Source organism: Xanthomonas sp. LMG 12460, from assembly GCF_009192895.1.
GTDB classification, from domain to species: Bacteria; Pseudomonadota; Gammaproteobacteria; order Xanthomonadales; family Xanthomonadaceae; genus Xanthomonas_A; species Xanthomonas_A sontii.
This window is the reverse complement of the sequence record NZ_NKUH01000076.1, coordinates 1-13,070: the sequence shown is the minus strand read 5'-3', so window position 1 is coordinate 13,070 and position 13,070 is coordinate 1. Positions and strand designations below refer to the sequence as shown.

Genomic DNA, 13,070 nt, shown 5'->3' with positions numbered 1-13,070 from the left:
TGAATGTCGATACAGCCTAGGCGCGCAGCGCGGCGCGCCGCATAGCAGTCCAAATCCCTTTTTGGAATTGGCGAGGAGTGGCTGCGCTGCGCGGGCCGACCCTCACCCCAACCCCTCTCCCGGGGGGGAGAGGGGCTAGGAGCGCGGCAAGGGCCTGGGGCTACTGCAGCTTCAGCATCACGATCGCCTTGGCCGGCAGCGCCACCTGCAACGTGTCGCCTTGCACGCGCGCGCCGGCGAAGGCGGCCGGGCGCACCGCCTGCGGCTGGGCGAAGGTGTTGAGCGCGTCGATGGTCGGTGCGGTCAGGATCTGCCCATCGACGCCGCGCGTCTGCACGCCGTCGACCTGCACCGTAACGTCGGCGCTGCGGTTCGGGTCCAGATTGGTCAGCGCCACGTACACGTGCCCGTCCTTGGCCCGCACCGCCGAGCCGTGCACCGCCGGCACCGTATAGCCGGCATGCCGGTAGTCGGGCGTGCTGATCTGCAGCGGCAGCGCGGTCGCGTCCTGGTACGGCTTGTACAGCATGAAGACGTGGTAGGTCGGCGTCAGCAGCATCCTGTCGCCGTCGGTGAGGATCATCGCCTGCAGCACGTTGACCATCTGCGCGATGTTGGCCATGCGCACGCGGTCGGCATGCTGGGCGAAGATGTCCAGGTTGAGCGACGCCACCAGCGCATCGCGCAAGGTGTTCTGCTGGTGCAGGAAGCCCGGGTTCACGTCGGGCAGGCCCTTGTACCAGGTGCCCCATTCGTCGACCACCAGGGCGACCTTCCTGTCCGGGTCGTACTTGTCCATGATCGCGCTGTGCTTGCTGATCAGCTCGTCCATCCGCAGCGTGCGCGACAGCGTTTCGATCCACGCTGCCTCGTCGAAGCTGGTGGAGGAGGCGCGCGGCGGCCAGCCGCCGGGCACGGTGTAGTAGTGCAGGCTCAGGCCGTCCATGAACTTGCTGGCCTCGCGCATCATCACCTCGGTCCAGTGGTAGTCATCTTCGTTCGGGCCGGGCGCGATCTTGAGGATCTTCTGGTCGGCCGGTGCCTTAACGAAGGTCTGGTAGCGGCGGAACACGTCGGCGGCGTATTCGGCGCGCATGTTGCCGCCGCAGCCCCACAGCTCGTTGCCGACGCCGAAGAACGGCACCTTCCACGGGGCCTGGCGGCCGTTGCGGCGGCGCTGTTCTGCCAGGGTCGAGCGCGTGGGCGCGGTCATGTATTCCACCCACTGCGCCATCTCGTCCGGCGCCGCGTCGCCGACGTTGCCGGCCACGTACGCCTGCGTGCCGAGCAGTTCGGTGAGGTCCATGAACTCGTGGGTGCCGAAGCTGTTGGGTTCCTCCACGCCGCCCCAGTGGGTGTTGACGCTGGTCGGGCGCTGGTTGCGCGGACCGATGCCGTCGCGCCAGTGGTATTCGTCGGCGAAGCAGCCGCCGGGCCAGCGGATGTCGGGGACATCCAGCGCCTTCAGCGCGGCGACCACGTCGTTGCGGTAGCCGCGGGTGTTGGGGATCTTCGAGTCCGGGCCGACCCAGACGCCGCCGTAGATGCCGTTGCCCAGATGCTCGGCGAACTGCCCGAACAGGTGGCGCGACACCGCGGCGCCAGGGCGGTCGGCACGCAGCGTGCCGCGCACCTCGACGTCGGCGGCCTGCGCCAGTGTGGCGGCCAGTGCCAGGCCGAGCGTCGCGGCGATCAGCGGCAGCCGCCGCCAGTGTGCCGCACGCTGCTGCAGGAAACGGGGCGAACGCATCGGGAGCTCCTTGTCGGGTAGGGCGGCGCCGTCGCCAGCGTCGCGTGGGAGTGACGGCCGGCGCGCGGCCTTGGCCATGAAGCCCAGGCGCTGCCGCATTCGGGGCGCGCACCCCCCGGCACGATCGCTTCCGCGCCTGTCCCCGGTGTGCCCCGCTCCCGAGCATAGAAGACACGTGGAGGGCGAACCAATGCCCAAATTCGACGCCGCCATATCGGAATTGCAATGCGCGGCACGGCGCCGCATGCGGTGTGTTCCCAGAACGTGCGCGGTATCGCACAGCGCGCTGTCGGCGCTCCCGGGGCGATGGCCGTGTCGCGCCATCGCTGGTTATGCTGCGGACCCCGCGCATGCGCACCGACTTCCAAGGCTCCTGCATGTCCTCGCTTTTCGGTCATCTTCCCGACGGTACCGCCATCCAGCGCATGGTCCTGGACAGCGGCGACGGCCTGCGTGCCGAAGTGCTGACCTATGGCGGCCTGCTGCGTAGCCTGCGCCTGCACGGCGCGCATGGCGAGACCGAGCTTGTGCTGGGGCTGCCGACGCTGCAGGACTACCTGCAGGACCCGGCCTACCTGGGCGTGCTGGTGGGCCGCTTCGGCAACCGCATCGCCGGGTCGGCCTTCACCGTCGATGGCCGGCACTACGCGGTCACCGCCAACGAGGGCGCCAACCATCTGCACGGCGGCGCGCTGGGCTTCGGCCGCCGGGTGTGGACGGTGTCGGCGCAGAACGAGCGCATGCTGCAGTTGCGCTACGACTCGCCGGCCGGCGAGGAGGGCTATCCGGGCAACCTGTCGGTGGAGGCGACCTACCGCGTCGAAGACCGTTGCCTGAGCGTCGAGTTCGTCGCGCAGACCGATGCGCCGACCCCGCTCAATCTCACCCACCATCCCTATTTCAACCTGGCCGGCGATGCCGCGGTGCCGGCCGCGGCGCAGTGGCTGCGGGTGCCGGCCGACCGTTACCTGCCGGTGCGCGACGCGGCGCTGCTGCCGCGCGGCGAGATCGCCACGGTGGCCGCTACGCCGTTCGATTTCCGCCAGGCGCGTGCCATCGCCGACAAGGACATCGCCGCCGATCCGCAGCTCTCGCTCAGCGCCGGCTACGACCACTGCCTGGTGCTGGCCGAGGGCCACGATTGCACCGCGCTGCTGTATTCGCCGCACAGCGGCGTGGCCATGCGCATCGTCAGTCCGATGCCGGCGGTGCAACTCTATGAAGGCCAGGGCCTGGACCGGCAGCATCCGGCGCTGGGCCGCGGTATCTGCCTGGAGCCGCAGGGCTATCCGGACGCGCCGAACCAGCCGGGCTTTCCCGATTGCATCCTGCGTCCCGGCCAGGTCTATCGGCACCGCATCGACTATCGCTTCGCCGAGGTCGGCCGCGGCGCCGACTGGGCGGCGGTGGAGGCGGCGTTGGCGGAGCAGGGCGGCGGTTGAGGCGTGGGACGTCGCAGGCGTGTCTGAAGCCGCGACCGGGCCTTTCCCGGTGTCACCCGTCGCGGCTGAAGCCGCTTCTACGGGAAGACGGGCCGCTACTGCGCGTGCCCCAGCACCAGTTCGATCACGAACTTGCTGCCGAAGAACGACAGCAGCAGGAGCACCATTGCCGCCAGGGTCCAGTGCACCGCCTTGACCCCACGCCAGCCGTAGCGCCAGCGGCCGAACAGCAGCGCGCCGAACACGATCCACGACAGCACGCTGAGCACGGTCTTGTGCACCAGCCGCTGCGCCAGGAAATCCTGCACGAACAGCACCCCGGTCAGCAGGGTCAGGGTCAGCAGGATGAAGCCGACCACGATGGTGCGGAACAGCAGCGTTTCCAGCGCGGTCAGCGGCGGCAACGCGCGCAGCCAGGGATGGAAGTCGCGGCGTCGCAGCGCGCGTTCCTGCAGCCACAGCATCACCGCCAGCAGGGCGGCGATGCCCAGCGTGGCGTAGGCCAGCAGCGCCAGCCAGGCGTGCAACTGCAGCCGCCAGTCCAGCACCGGCGCGGGCTCGTGGCCGTAGCCGTGGTAGGCCAGCAGCAGCGCCGCCGACAGCGGGAACACCACCACGCCCAGCGCGGCCATGCGCCCGCTGGCGCCGACCAGCGCGGTCATCAGCGCCATGCCCAGGCTGACCAGCGACAGCGCGGCGAAGAAGTGCATGTCCGGGCCACCGGCGGTGTGCAGGGCCACCTGCACGTGATAGCCCGCATGCAGGGCCACCGCCGGCAGTGCCGGCCACAGCCAGGCGCGGCTGCGGTCCACCCGGTCGCGCACCACCGCGGCGATCAGCAGGCCGGTGGCGGCCAGGTACAGCAGGGCGGCGAGGACGGTGATGAGCATCGCGCCAGTTTCGCATATCGGGCCAGCCGCCGTGACGGCGCCGCCGGGGATCGCCGGCGCGCCCGGCTATAATCGACGGCCGTTTCCCGTCCGCGACCCGCCCGCATGTTCGAATCCCTCACCCAACGCCTCTCCGGCACCATGCAGCGCCTGCGCGGCCGCGGTCGCCTGACCGAGGAGAACATCCGCGAAGCCACCCGCGAAGTGCGCATCGCGCTGCTCGAGGCCGACGTCGCCCTGCCGGTGGTGCAGGCGCTGATCGAACGCATCAAGGTGCGCGCGGTCGGCCAGGAAGTGCTCAAGAGCCTGACCCCGGGCCAGGCGCTGATCAAGGTCGTGCGCGACGAGCTGACCGCGGTGATGGGCTCGGCCGCCAGCGACCTCAACCTCAACGTGCCGGCGCCGGCGATCGTGCTGATGGCCGGCCTGCAGGGCGCGGGCAAGACCACCACGGTCGGCAAGCTGGCCAAGCACCTGAAGGAAAAGCGCAAGAAGAAGGTGATGGTGGTGTCGGCCGACGTGTACCGCCCGGCCGCGATCGAGCAGCTCAAGACCCTGGCCGAGCAGGTCGGGGTGCTGTTCTTCCCGTCCGAGGCCTCGCAGAAGCCGGTGGACATCGTCCGCGCCGCCATCGCCGACGCGCGCAAGTCCTTCGTCGACGTGCTGCTGGTGGATACCGCCGGCCGCCTGGCCATCGACGCGGCGATGATGGAGGAGATCAAGGCGCTGCACGCGGCGATCGCCCCGGTCGAGACCCTGTTCGTGGTCGACGCGATGACCGGCCAGGACGCGGCCAACACCGCCAAGGCGTTCAGCGAGGCGCTGCCGCTGACCGGCGTGGTGCTGACCAAGACCGACGGCGACGCCCGCGGCGGCGCGGCGCTGAGCGTGCGCTACATCACCGGCAAGCCGATCAAGTTCATCGGCGTCGGCGAGAAGCCCGACGGCCTGGACGTGTTCCACCCCGACCGCCTGGCCAGCCGCATCCTCGACATGGGCGACGTGCTGTCGCTGGTCGAGCAGGTCGAGCACCAGGTCGACAAGGACAAGGCGCAGAAGCTGGCCGAGAAGGTCGCCAAGGGCAAGAAGTTCGACCTCAACGACATGCGCGACCAGCTCGAGCAGATGCAGAACATGGGCGGTTTGTCCGGGCTGATGGACAAGCTGCCGGGCATGGGCCAGATCCCCGACCATCTGAAGCAGCAGGTCGCCGGTAACAAGGACGTGCCGCGGATGATCGCTATCATCGGCTCGATGACCAAGAAGGAGCGGCGCAACCCGGGGCTGCTCAACGGCTCGCGCCGCGCGCGCATCGCCCGCGGCTCCGGTACCCAGCCGGCCGACGTCAACAAGCTGATGAAGCAGTATCAGCAGATGGAAAAGATGATGAGCAAGATGGCCGGCGGCGGCATGAAGGGTCTGATGCGCGGCATGAAGGGCATGCTCGGCGGCATGGGCGGCCGCGGCGGCCTGCCGTTCCGCTGAGCCCGCGGCCACGGCGCGTGCGGTGAGCGTGTCCGTCGGCACGCGCGTGCTGCGCCTGGCCCTGGCGCTGGCCCTGGCGCTGCACTCGGCCTCCGGCTGGGCGGTGCTGCCGGCCACGCTGGTGTACTGGGTGCTGGTGGTGCTGGTCGCCGCAGCGATCGATCGCGCGATGGCGCGACGCACGGCCGGCAGTACCGCGGCGGCTTCCCTGGGCCCCGCCATTGGCGAGGCCGGCGTCACGCCTGCGCCGGCGCGGTTGCCGCCGCCAGCGCAGCCCGTCATCCCACCTGCGGCGATGCGTGCGCGGCCGTCCGGTCCGCGCCAATGGCGCCGCCATCTCGAGGACATCGTCCCGTTCCCGGAGGAGCGCTTCCCGCGCCAGGGCATCTGCACCACCTCCGAGCTGGTGCTGTCCGCCGGCGATGCGCTGGTGCTCGCCTTCCATCCCGCCGCTGACGGCCCCGCGCAGTGGCGCTGCGACCTGCTGGCACCGGGCGCGACCCATGCGCAGTGGCTGGACGTGGCGGCCGATGCCGAGTGCGTCGTGCCGATCGTGCGCACCGGCGTGTACTCGATCGGTATCGGCCAGGCCGAGCTGCAGGTGCCCGGCACGGTGGCGCTGTGGCGGCGCGTGCCGGAACCGGAGCGGCTGGCGCTGCCGGTGCAGCCGCTGCGCGGCACGCCGCTGGCGTATGCGCAGCGCCCCGATGGCAGCCTCGCCGTTGCCGAGGCATCAGCGCGTGACGCGTGGCCGCTGGCGCAGTTGCCGCCGCGTTGCGTGGCGCGCGTGCCGGCCGCGGCCGCGTTGCTGTTCGCCGGCGCCGAGCGGGCCTGGGACGTGCATGGAGCGCCGGACACCGCGGTGGCGGATCCCGCGGATGACGTGGTCGTGCATCGTCACTTTCTGCAACTGAGCCAGGGCGACGTCCTGGTGCTGGAGGCGGTGTGGACATCCGGCCTGTTCGGTCAGCCACTGCCGGTGCCCGGCGGCAGCCGTCCGACCGACGGCGAACTGGGGCTGTTCGCGCTGTTGCACGGGCCGCAGCTGATGGCCTTGCGTCCGTCCGCGGCGACGCCGACGTGCGTGGAGGTGGTGTGTCCGGTCGATGGGCTGTATTGCCTGGAGCTGCGGCTGTCCGGTTCGGCGGCGTGGCGCGATCGTGCTGTCGAGACGTTCGTCGATCTGCGGCTGTGGGGTGCCTTCGTGCATCGCCCGTCGCGGCTCCGCGCCTTTTCCCTGCAGCAGGTGTGGGTCGGCGATCGGGACCGGCAATGTTTGCCGGTGCCGCTGCCGTGAGCGTCCTCGCATCTCTGGCACGGCGGCCGGAAGGCGGCGCGGCTACCATGGCCGTTCCTGGAATCGCGGAGCACGCATGATGCAGCGCCTGGCGCGCGTGGACGCCTTTCGGCAGCGCTTCGGCCTGCGCCTGCCGATCTTGCTCAGCCCGATGGCCGGTGCCTGCCCGGTGCCGCTGTCGGCCGCGGTCGCCACGGCCGGCGGCATGGGGGCGATGGGCGCGGTGCTGTCGGCGCCGCAGGACATCGTGGCGTGGATGGACGCGTTCCGCGCCGCCGGCGGCGGGCCGGCGCAGGTCAACCTGTGGGTGCCGGATCCATCGCCCGCGCGCGATGCTGCCGCCGAGGCCGAGGTGCGTGCCTTTCTCGCGGCCTGGGGACCGCCGGTCGACGCCGCCGCCGGCGATGCGGCGCCCGCCGATTTCGATGCCCAGTTCGAGGCCCTGCTCGCGGCGCGGCCGGCAGTGGCCTCGTCGATCATGGGCCTGTTCCGGCCGGACCAGGTGCAGCGCCTGCAGCAGGCCGGGATCGCCTGGTTCGCCTGCGCCACCACCTTGGACGAGGCTCTGGCCGCGCAGGCCGCCGGTGCCGATGCGGTGGTCGCGCAGGGGGCGGAGGCCGGCGGCCATCGCGGCGCCTTCGAGGCCGGCAGCGCCGAGCGGCAGTTGACCGGGCTGTTCGCGCTGCTGCCGCGGCTGGTCGACCAGTTGCAGATCCCGGTGATCGCCGCCGGTGGCATCGGCGACGGCCGTGGCATCGCCGCCGCTTTGACCCTGGGCGCGAGCGCGGTGCAGATCGGCACCGCCCTGCTGCGCACCCCGGAGGCGGCGCTGGCACCGGCCTGGGCGGATGCGCTGGCCCAGGCCGAACCCGAGCAGACCACGTTGACCCGCGCCTTTTCCGGCCGCCTGGGCCGCGCGCTGGCCACCGACTACGTGCGCGCCGCCGCTGCCGCGGAGGCGCCGCCGCCGCGGCCGTACCCGGTGCAGCGTGGTCTGACTGCGTCGATGCGCCAGGCCGCACAGCGCGCCGGCCGCCTGGCGGCGATGCAGGCCTGGGCCGGGCAGTCGGCCTGGATGGCGCCGGCCGAGCCCGCCGCGACGTTGGTTGAACGCTGGTGGTCGCAGGCGCAGGCCCTGCTGTGACATCGCAGGTCTTCCACCACGGGCAGCCTGCCGGCGCCGAGCTGCTGGCCGCCGCCGCGCTGGTGAACTACGGGCACTTCAGCACCATGCAGGTGCGCAATGGCGCCGTGCGTGGGTTCGAGCTGCATCTGCAGCGGTTGCAGCAGGCCAATGCGGCGCTGTTCGGGAGTGCCTTGCCGCATGAGCGCGTGCGCGCCGAGCTACGCGCGGCGCTGGCCGCCTTCGGCACTGGCGACGCCTCGCTCCGCGTCACCGTGTTCTCGCCGGCATTCACGTTGCGCCGGGCCGATGCCGATTGCGCTGTGGAGCTGCTGGTGTCACTGGCGCCACCGGCACAGGCCGAGGCGGCGCCGCTGCGGCTGCGCAGTGGCGTATTTGCCCGGGAGACGCCCCACATCAAGCACGTCGGCACCTTCGGCGCCTTCCACCAGCGCCGCCTTGCGCTGCAGGCCGGCAGCGACGACGCGCTGTTCGTCGACGCGCAGGGGCAGGTGGCCGAAGGGCCGACCTGGAACCTGGGACTGTGGGACGGCGCCTGTCTGCACTGGCCGCAGGCACCAGCGCTGCGCGGCACCCAGGAACGGCTGCTGCAGGCCGGGCTCGCCGCGCTGGGCGTGGCGCAGGAGGTGCGGCCGCTGTCGCTCCACGAACTCGGGCCGGAGGTGGCCGCCTTCACCTGCAATGCCCGCGGCCAGCAGGCGGTGGCGGCAGTGGACGGTCGCACGCTGCGCCCGGCCGCGGATCTATTGGCCATGCTGGAGGCGGCGTTGCACACCCAGCCCTGGCAGGCGATCTGAGCACTCCGTGGACGGCCATCGTGGCATGGCTGCCGCTCCTGGCGAATCCCCAATCTCGAATCCCCAATCCCGCGGCCGCAGGCCACGGCCCAGACTTGGCAGAGCCGGGGCCGGCCGCTATAATCGTCGGTTCACCGCGCCATCCTGGCGACTGGGCAACACCGGAAACTCACCATGGTCAAGATCCGCCTTACCCGTGGCGGCGCCAAGAAGCGCCCCTTCTACCACATCATCGTCACCGACGTGCGCAGCGCGCGCGACGGCCGCAACATCGAACGCGTCGGTTACTACAACCCGGTCGCCCAGGGCGCCGAGCCGCGCGTGGTGCTGGACCTGGCCCGCGTCGACCATTGGGTGTCCAATGGCGCGCAGCTGACCGACAAGGTGCGCAACCTGTACAAGGAAGCCACCAAGAACCAGGCCGCCGCGGCCTGATTCCGCGGGCCGCGCCCAGCGCGCGGCCCTCGCGTTTGCCCCAATGAAAGACAGCCAGCGCCGCATCCTGCTCGGTCGGGTCCTCGGCGCGTTCGGCATCCGTGGCGAGGCCAAGCTCGAGTCCTGGACCGAGCCGCGCCTCGCCATGTTTCGTTATCAGCCCTGGATCGTGCGCAAGCCCGACGGCAGCGAGAGCAGCCTCAGCGGCGTGCGCGGCCGCGAGTCCGGCAAGTACCTGATCGCCACGCTGCCCGAGGTCACCGACCGCGACGCGGTCGAGGCCCTGCGCGGCACCGAGATCTACGTGGCGCGCAGCAGCCTGCCGCCGCCGCGCCCGGACGAGTACTACTGGGTGGACCTGGAGGGCCTGGACGTGCGCACCGTCGACGGCGTGGCGCTGGGGCAGGTGTCGCACCTGTTCTCCACCGGCGCCAACGACGTGCTGGTGGTGCGCGGCGACCGCGAACGGCTGGTGCCGTTCGTGCAGCCGGACTACATCAAGTCGGTGGATTTCGAGGCCAACCTGGTCGTGGTCGACTGGGACCCCGAGTTCTGAGCGAAGCGGCCATGCGGCCGCTTTGGCGTTTGCCTTTCCCATTCCCCATTCCCGGCTCCCCATTCCCAGCCTCATGCGCATCGACGTCATCAGCCTGTTCCCCGAGTTCGTCGCCCAGTGCGCCGGGTTCGGCGTGGTCGGGCGGGCGCAGGAGCGCGCGCTGCTGGACCTGCACGGTTGGAACCCGCGCGACTACGCCAGCGGCGGCTACCGCAAGGTCGACGACCGCCCGTTCGGCGGCGGCCCGGGCATGGTGATGATGATCGAGCCGCTGCAGGCCTGCCTGCAGGCGGTGCGCGCGGCCGATCCGCAGCCGGCGCCGCTGATCTACCTGAGCCCGCAAGGCCGGCCGCTGACCCAGGCCAAGGCCCGCGAACTGGCCGCGCTGCCGCGGCTGCTGCTGCTGTGCGGGCGCTACGAGGGCGTGGACGAGCGTTTTGTCGCCGCCGCGGTGGACGAGGAAATCTCGATCGGCGACTACGTGCTGTCCGGCGGCGAACTGGCCGCGGCGGTGCTGGTGGACGCGGTCACCCGGCTGCAGGAGGGGGCGCTGAACGACGCCGAATCCGCGGCCCAGGACAGTTTCGAGGGCCCGGACGGCCTGCTCGACTGCCCGCACTACACCCATCCGCGCGAACACGCGCTGGGTGAGGTGCCGGCGGTGCTGCGTTCCGGCAACCACGCCGCGATCGCGCGCTGGCGGCGCATGCAGGCGCTGGGGCGGACCTGGCTGCGGCGTCCGGAACTGCTGGACGAGACGGCGCTGAGCGCGGCCGACCGGCGCCTGCTGCAGGAATTCCGCCAGGAGCGGGAGGCGGCGCAGGCCGCCGAACAGGAAAATCCATCCAAGCCCTAGCCATTGCCGCCGGGCTGGGTTAAAATGCCCGGCTTTCCGGCCAGTGCGTTCCGTGCTTGGCCCATCCGATATCGCGCAATCGCCGTGCGGCGACTGCCGGACCACCTCACCAGACACAAGCGGTGCCCACCATGAGCAAGCTCAACAAGACCATCCTGGCCGACTTCGAAGCCGCCCAGATCCAGCGCAAGCTGCCGGAGTTCAACCAGGGCGACACCGTCGTCGTCAACGTCAAGGTGAAGGAAGGCAACCGCGAGCGCGTGCAGGCCTACGAAGGCGTGGTGATCGGCACCAAGAACGCCGGCCTGAACTCCTCGTTCACCGTGCGCAAGATCTCGCACGGCTACGGCGTCGAGCGCGTGTTCCAGACCCACAGCGCCACCATCGACTCGGTCGAAGTGAAGCGCCGCGGCAAGGTCCGCGCCGGCAAGCTGTACTACCTGCGTGGCCTGGAAGGCAAGGCCGCCCGCATCAAGGAAGATCTGGCCGCCGCTGCGCAGGCCAAGGTCGCGCGCCAGGCCGCTGCTGCCGCCGCCAAGGCCGAGTAATCTTCCGGCGACCCTCGGTCGCTGCCGCAACGGCCGCCTTCGGGCGGCCGTTTGCGTTTGTGGCAGCGTGTGTTGCACATCGTGGAGGCGGCGCCATCAGGCCCGCGTTGTGGGGTCTGGCCGTTGTAGGGATAGCGTCAGTCGCTTCCCCACAAGGGCAGGGCTGGCGCCCTTGTGGGAGGGACTTCAGTCCCGACGCGTGACGGTGTCGGACGGCTTTGGGCTTCGATCGCTGCGGCTGCATGACAGTCGACTCCCGCACAGGCAAGGGCGCCTGTGGATCGCGACGCGAGCGCAGCGCTCAGCGCGCCGGATCCTGCGCCACCGCCACGTCGGCGACCGGTGCCGGCGGCTGCACCGGCACTTCCGCCGGATGCGCCACGGTCTCCGGCCGCGACGGCGCCAGCATCCGCGCGGTGCGCCAGTTGCCCCAGCGGTAATACGCGAGCGACAGCAGCATCGCGCAGGTGGCGCTGGTCGGAAAGCTCCACCATACCGCATCCACGCCCAGCTGCGGCTGCAGCAACTGCGCGAACGGCACGCGGATGCCCCAGAGCGAGAGCGCCAGGATCAGCAGCGGCGGGATCACCGCGCCGGTCGCGCGGACCACGCCGGAGATCACGAAGGTCACCCCGAAGAACAGGAACGACAACACCGCGATGTGATTGAGGTGGCGCGCGATCTCCAGCGCCGCACTGTGCGGCGGCAGGAACAGCGCCAGGGTCCAGCGGTCGAACAGGATCAGCGGCGCGATCAGTGCGCCGGTCAGCAAAAAGTTGAACAGCACGCCCTTGCGCGCAGTCGCCGCGACGCGGTCCCAGCGCTGCGCGCCGACGTTCTGCGCGGCCATCGACGAGCAGGCCGCGCCGATCGCCATCGCCGGCATCTGCAGATAGGCCCACAACTGCAGCGCTGCGCCGTAGGCCGCGGACGTGTCGGTGCCGTAGCCGTTGACCAGGGCGATCATCACGATCATCGCCAGCGAGATCAGCACCATCTGCAGGCCCATCGGCACGCCCTTGACGATCAACGCGCGCAGGATCGGCAGGTCGAGCCGGAACAGCCGCGCGTCGCGGCGGCCCAGCCACAGCACGTGGCGCTTGTGGCGCAGGTACAGCAGCAACCCGGTCAGCGACACCGCCTGCGCGATCAGCGTGGCCCAGGCCGCCCCGGCGATGCCCAGCTTGGGGAACGGCCCCAGCCCGAACAGCAGCAGCGGGTTGAAGCCGATGTCCAACGCCACCGACAGCAGCAGGAAGCGGAACGGCGTGCGCGAATCGCCGGTGCCGCGCAGCGCCGCCGACAGGAACGCGAAGGTGTAGAGCAGCGGCATCGCCAGGAAGATCACCCGCAGATAGGCCTCGGCCAGCGGCAGCGACGCCGCCGGCGTGCCCATCGCCGCCAGCAGGTGCCGCGCCAGCCACCAGCCGCTGGCGGCGATCAGCACCGAGATGCCGATGAAGAAGGTGGCGCTGGTGCCCATCACCCGCCGCGCCTGGGCCACGTCGCTGCGGCCCATCGCCTGGCCGATCAGGATGGTGGCGGCCATGCCGATGCCGAACACCGAGCCGATCAGGAAGAACATGATGCTGTTGGCGTTGGCCGCGGCGGTGAGCGCCGCTTCGCCGAGATAGCGGCCGATCCACACGGCATTGACCGAGCCGTTGAGCGATTGCGCGATGTTGCCGGCCAGGATCGGCAGCGAGAACAGCAGCAACTGGCGGCCGATCGGGCCTTCGGTGAGCGCAGCGGGCTTGGTCATCGCGGGTCGGGAGCGAGCGTCAGCCGGCTACACTAGCACCGACGGATGTCGGCGGGGCGATGGGCGGATCTGGGTCTGCAGCGTTTGCCGCAGGCGGGAAGGGGGCGG

Annotated in this window: 12 protein-coding genes; 9 read left to right on the top strand and 3 right to left on the bottom strand. The window is 70.9% G+C overall.

All coding sequences use genetic code 11. The annotated features are described in order from the left end of the window. Positions 1–160 precede the first annotated feature (160 nt). On the bottom strand, positions 161–1,750 hold the full coding sequence (locus CEK66_RS15280) for an alpha-L-arabinofuranosidase C-terminal domain-containing protein (RefSeq protein WP_226978628.1): 1,590 nt from the start codon (positions 1,748–1,750) through the stop codon (positions 161–163). Positions 1,751–2,127: 377 nt separating this feature from the next. Between CEK66_RS15280 and CEK66_RS15275 the strand changes: the two genes are divergently transcribed. Continuing rightward, on the top strand, positions 2,128–3,192 hold the full coding sequence (locus tag CEK66_RS15275; RefSeq protein ID WP_193312680.1) for an aldose epimerase family protein: 1,065 nt from the start codon (positions 2,128–2,130) through the stop codon (positions 3,190–3,192). Positions 3,193–3,287: 95 nt separating this feature from the next. Here CEK66_RS15275 and ccsA read toward each other — a convergent pair whose 3' ends face one another. Next, positions 3,288–4,082 carry a cytochrome c biogenesis protein CcsA gene (ccsA, locus tag CEK66_RS15270; protein ID WP_017910279.1) on the bottom strand — a complete coding sequence of 265 codons (795 nt, stop codon included), beginning with the start codon at positions 4,080–4,082 and terminating at the stop codon, positions 3,288–3,290. A 105-nt stretch (positions 4,083–4,187) separates the two neighbouring features. Here ccsA and ffh point away from each other — a divergent pair, with 105 nt between their 5' ends. The 8 genes from ffh (at position 4,188) to rplS (ending at position 11,200) form a co-directional block, all read left to right on the top strand. Further along, on the top strand, positions 4,188–5,567 hold the full coding sequence (gene ffh / locus CEK66_RS15265) for a signal recognition particle protein (RefSeq protein ID WP_017913515.1): 1,380 nt from the start codon (positions 4,188–4,190) through the stop codon (positions 5,565–5,567). A 22-nt stretch (positions 5,568–5,589) separates the two neighbouring features. Continuing rightward, entirely contained in the window at positions 5,590–6,864 is a 1,275-nt protein-coding gene (locus tag CEK66_RS20395) for a hypothetical protein (RefSeq protein WP_193312679.1), read from the top strand. Positions 6,865–6,943: 79 nt separating this feature from the next. Next, complete coding sequence (locus tag CEK66_RS15255; protein ID WP_152237475.1) at positions 6,944–8,008, top strand: nitronate monooxygenase; 1,065 nt, start codon at positions 6,944–6,946, stop codon at positions 8,006–8,008. Continuing rightward, on the top strand, positions 8,005–8,805 hold the full coding sequence (locus CEK66_RS15250) for an aminotransferase class IV (RefSeq protein WP_152237473.1): 801 nt from the start codon (positions 8,005–8,007) through the stop codon (positions 8,803–8,805). Before CEK66_RS15255 ends, CEK66_RS15250 begins: the two co-directional genes overlap by 4 nt. A 174-nt stretch (positions 8,806–8,979) precedes the next feature. Then, positions 8,980–9,240 carry a 30S ribosomal protein S16 gene (gene rpsP, locus CEK66_RS15245; RefSeq protein WP_010342240.1) on the top strand — a complete coding sequence of 87 codons (261 nt, stop codon included), beginning with the start codon at positions 8,980–8,982 and terminating at the stop codon, positions 9,238–9,240. Between the two features lie 43 nt (positions 9,241–9,283). Then, positions 9,284–9,796: a ribosome maturation factor RimM gene (gene rimM / locus CEK66_RS15240; RefSeq protein WP_150410471.1), complete on the top strand. Its 513-nt coding sequence runs from the start codon at positions 9,284–9,286 to the stop codon at positions 9,794–9,796. A 73-nt stretch (positions 9,797–9,869) separates the two neighbouring features. Continuing rightward, positions 9,870–10,652, top strand: coding sequence for a tRNA (guanosine(37)-N1)-methyltransferase TrmD (gene trmD, locus CEK66_RS15235; RefSeq protein WP_152180425.1), 783 nt, complete (start codon positions 9,870–9,872; stop codon positions 10,650–10,652). A gap of 131 nt (positions 10,653–10,783) precedes the next feature. Then, a complete protein-coding gene (gene rplS / locus CEK66_RS15230) occupies positions 10,784–11,200 on the top strand; it encodes a 50S ribosomal protein L19 (protein ID WP_010342237.1) in 417 nt (138 codons plus the stop codon). Positions 11,201–11,501: 301 nt separating this feature from the next. Here rplS and CEK66_RS15225 read toward each other — a convergent pair whose 3' ends face one another. Then, positions 11,502–12,962, bottom strand: a complete 1,461-nt coding sequence (locus CEK66_RS15225; protein ID WP_152237472.1) for an MATE family efflux transporter — start codon at positions 12,960–12,962, stop codon at positions 11,502–11,504. Positions 12,963–13,070 lie beyond the last annotated feature (108 nt).

Excerpts from the sequence above, each read along its gene's own strand:
- CEK66_RS15280 (WP_226978628.1), bottom strand. The coding sequence starts at position 1,750 with ATGCGTTCGCCCCGTTTCCTGCAGCAGCGTGCGGCACACTGGCGGCGG.
- CEK66_RS15275 (WP_193312680.1), top strand. The coding sequence starts at position 2,128 with ATGTCCTCGCTTTTCGGTCATCTTCCCGACGGTACCGCCATCCAGCGC.
- ccsA (WP_017910279.1), bottom strand. The coding sequence starts at position 4,082 with ATGCTCATCACCGTCCTCGCCGCCCTGCTGTACCTGGCCGCCACCGGC.
- ffh (WP_017913515.1), top strand. The coding sequence starts at position 4,188 with ATGTTCGAATCCCTCACCCAACGCCTCTCCGGCACCATGCAGCGCCTG.
- CEK66_RS15255 (WP_152237475.1), top strand. The coding sequence starts at position 6,944 with ATGCAGCGCCTGGCGCGCGTGGACGCCTTTCGGCAGCGCTTCGGCCTG.
- rpsP (WP_010342240.1), top strand. The coding sequence starts at position 8,980 with ATGGTCAAGATCCGCCTTACCCGTGGCGGCGCCAAGAAGCGCCCCTTC.
- rimM (WP_150410471.1), top strand. The coding sequence starts at position 9,284 with ATGAAAGACAGCCAGCGCCGCATCCTGCTCGGTCGGGTCCTCGGCGCG.
- trmD (WP_152180425.1), top strand. The coding sequence starts at position 9,870 with ATGCGCATCGACGTCATCAGCCTGTTCCCCGAGTTCGTCGCCCAGTGC.
- rplS (WP_010342237.1), top strand. The coding sequence starts at position 10,784 with ATGAGCAAGCTCAACAAGACCATCCTGGCCGACTTCGAAGCCGCCCAG.
- CEK66_RS15225 (WP_152237472.1), bottom strand. The coding sequence starts at position 12,962 with ATGACCAAGCCCGCTGCGCTCACCGAAGGCCCGATCGGCCGCCAGTTG.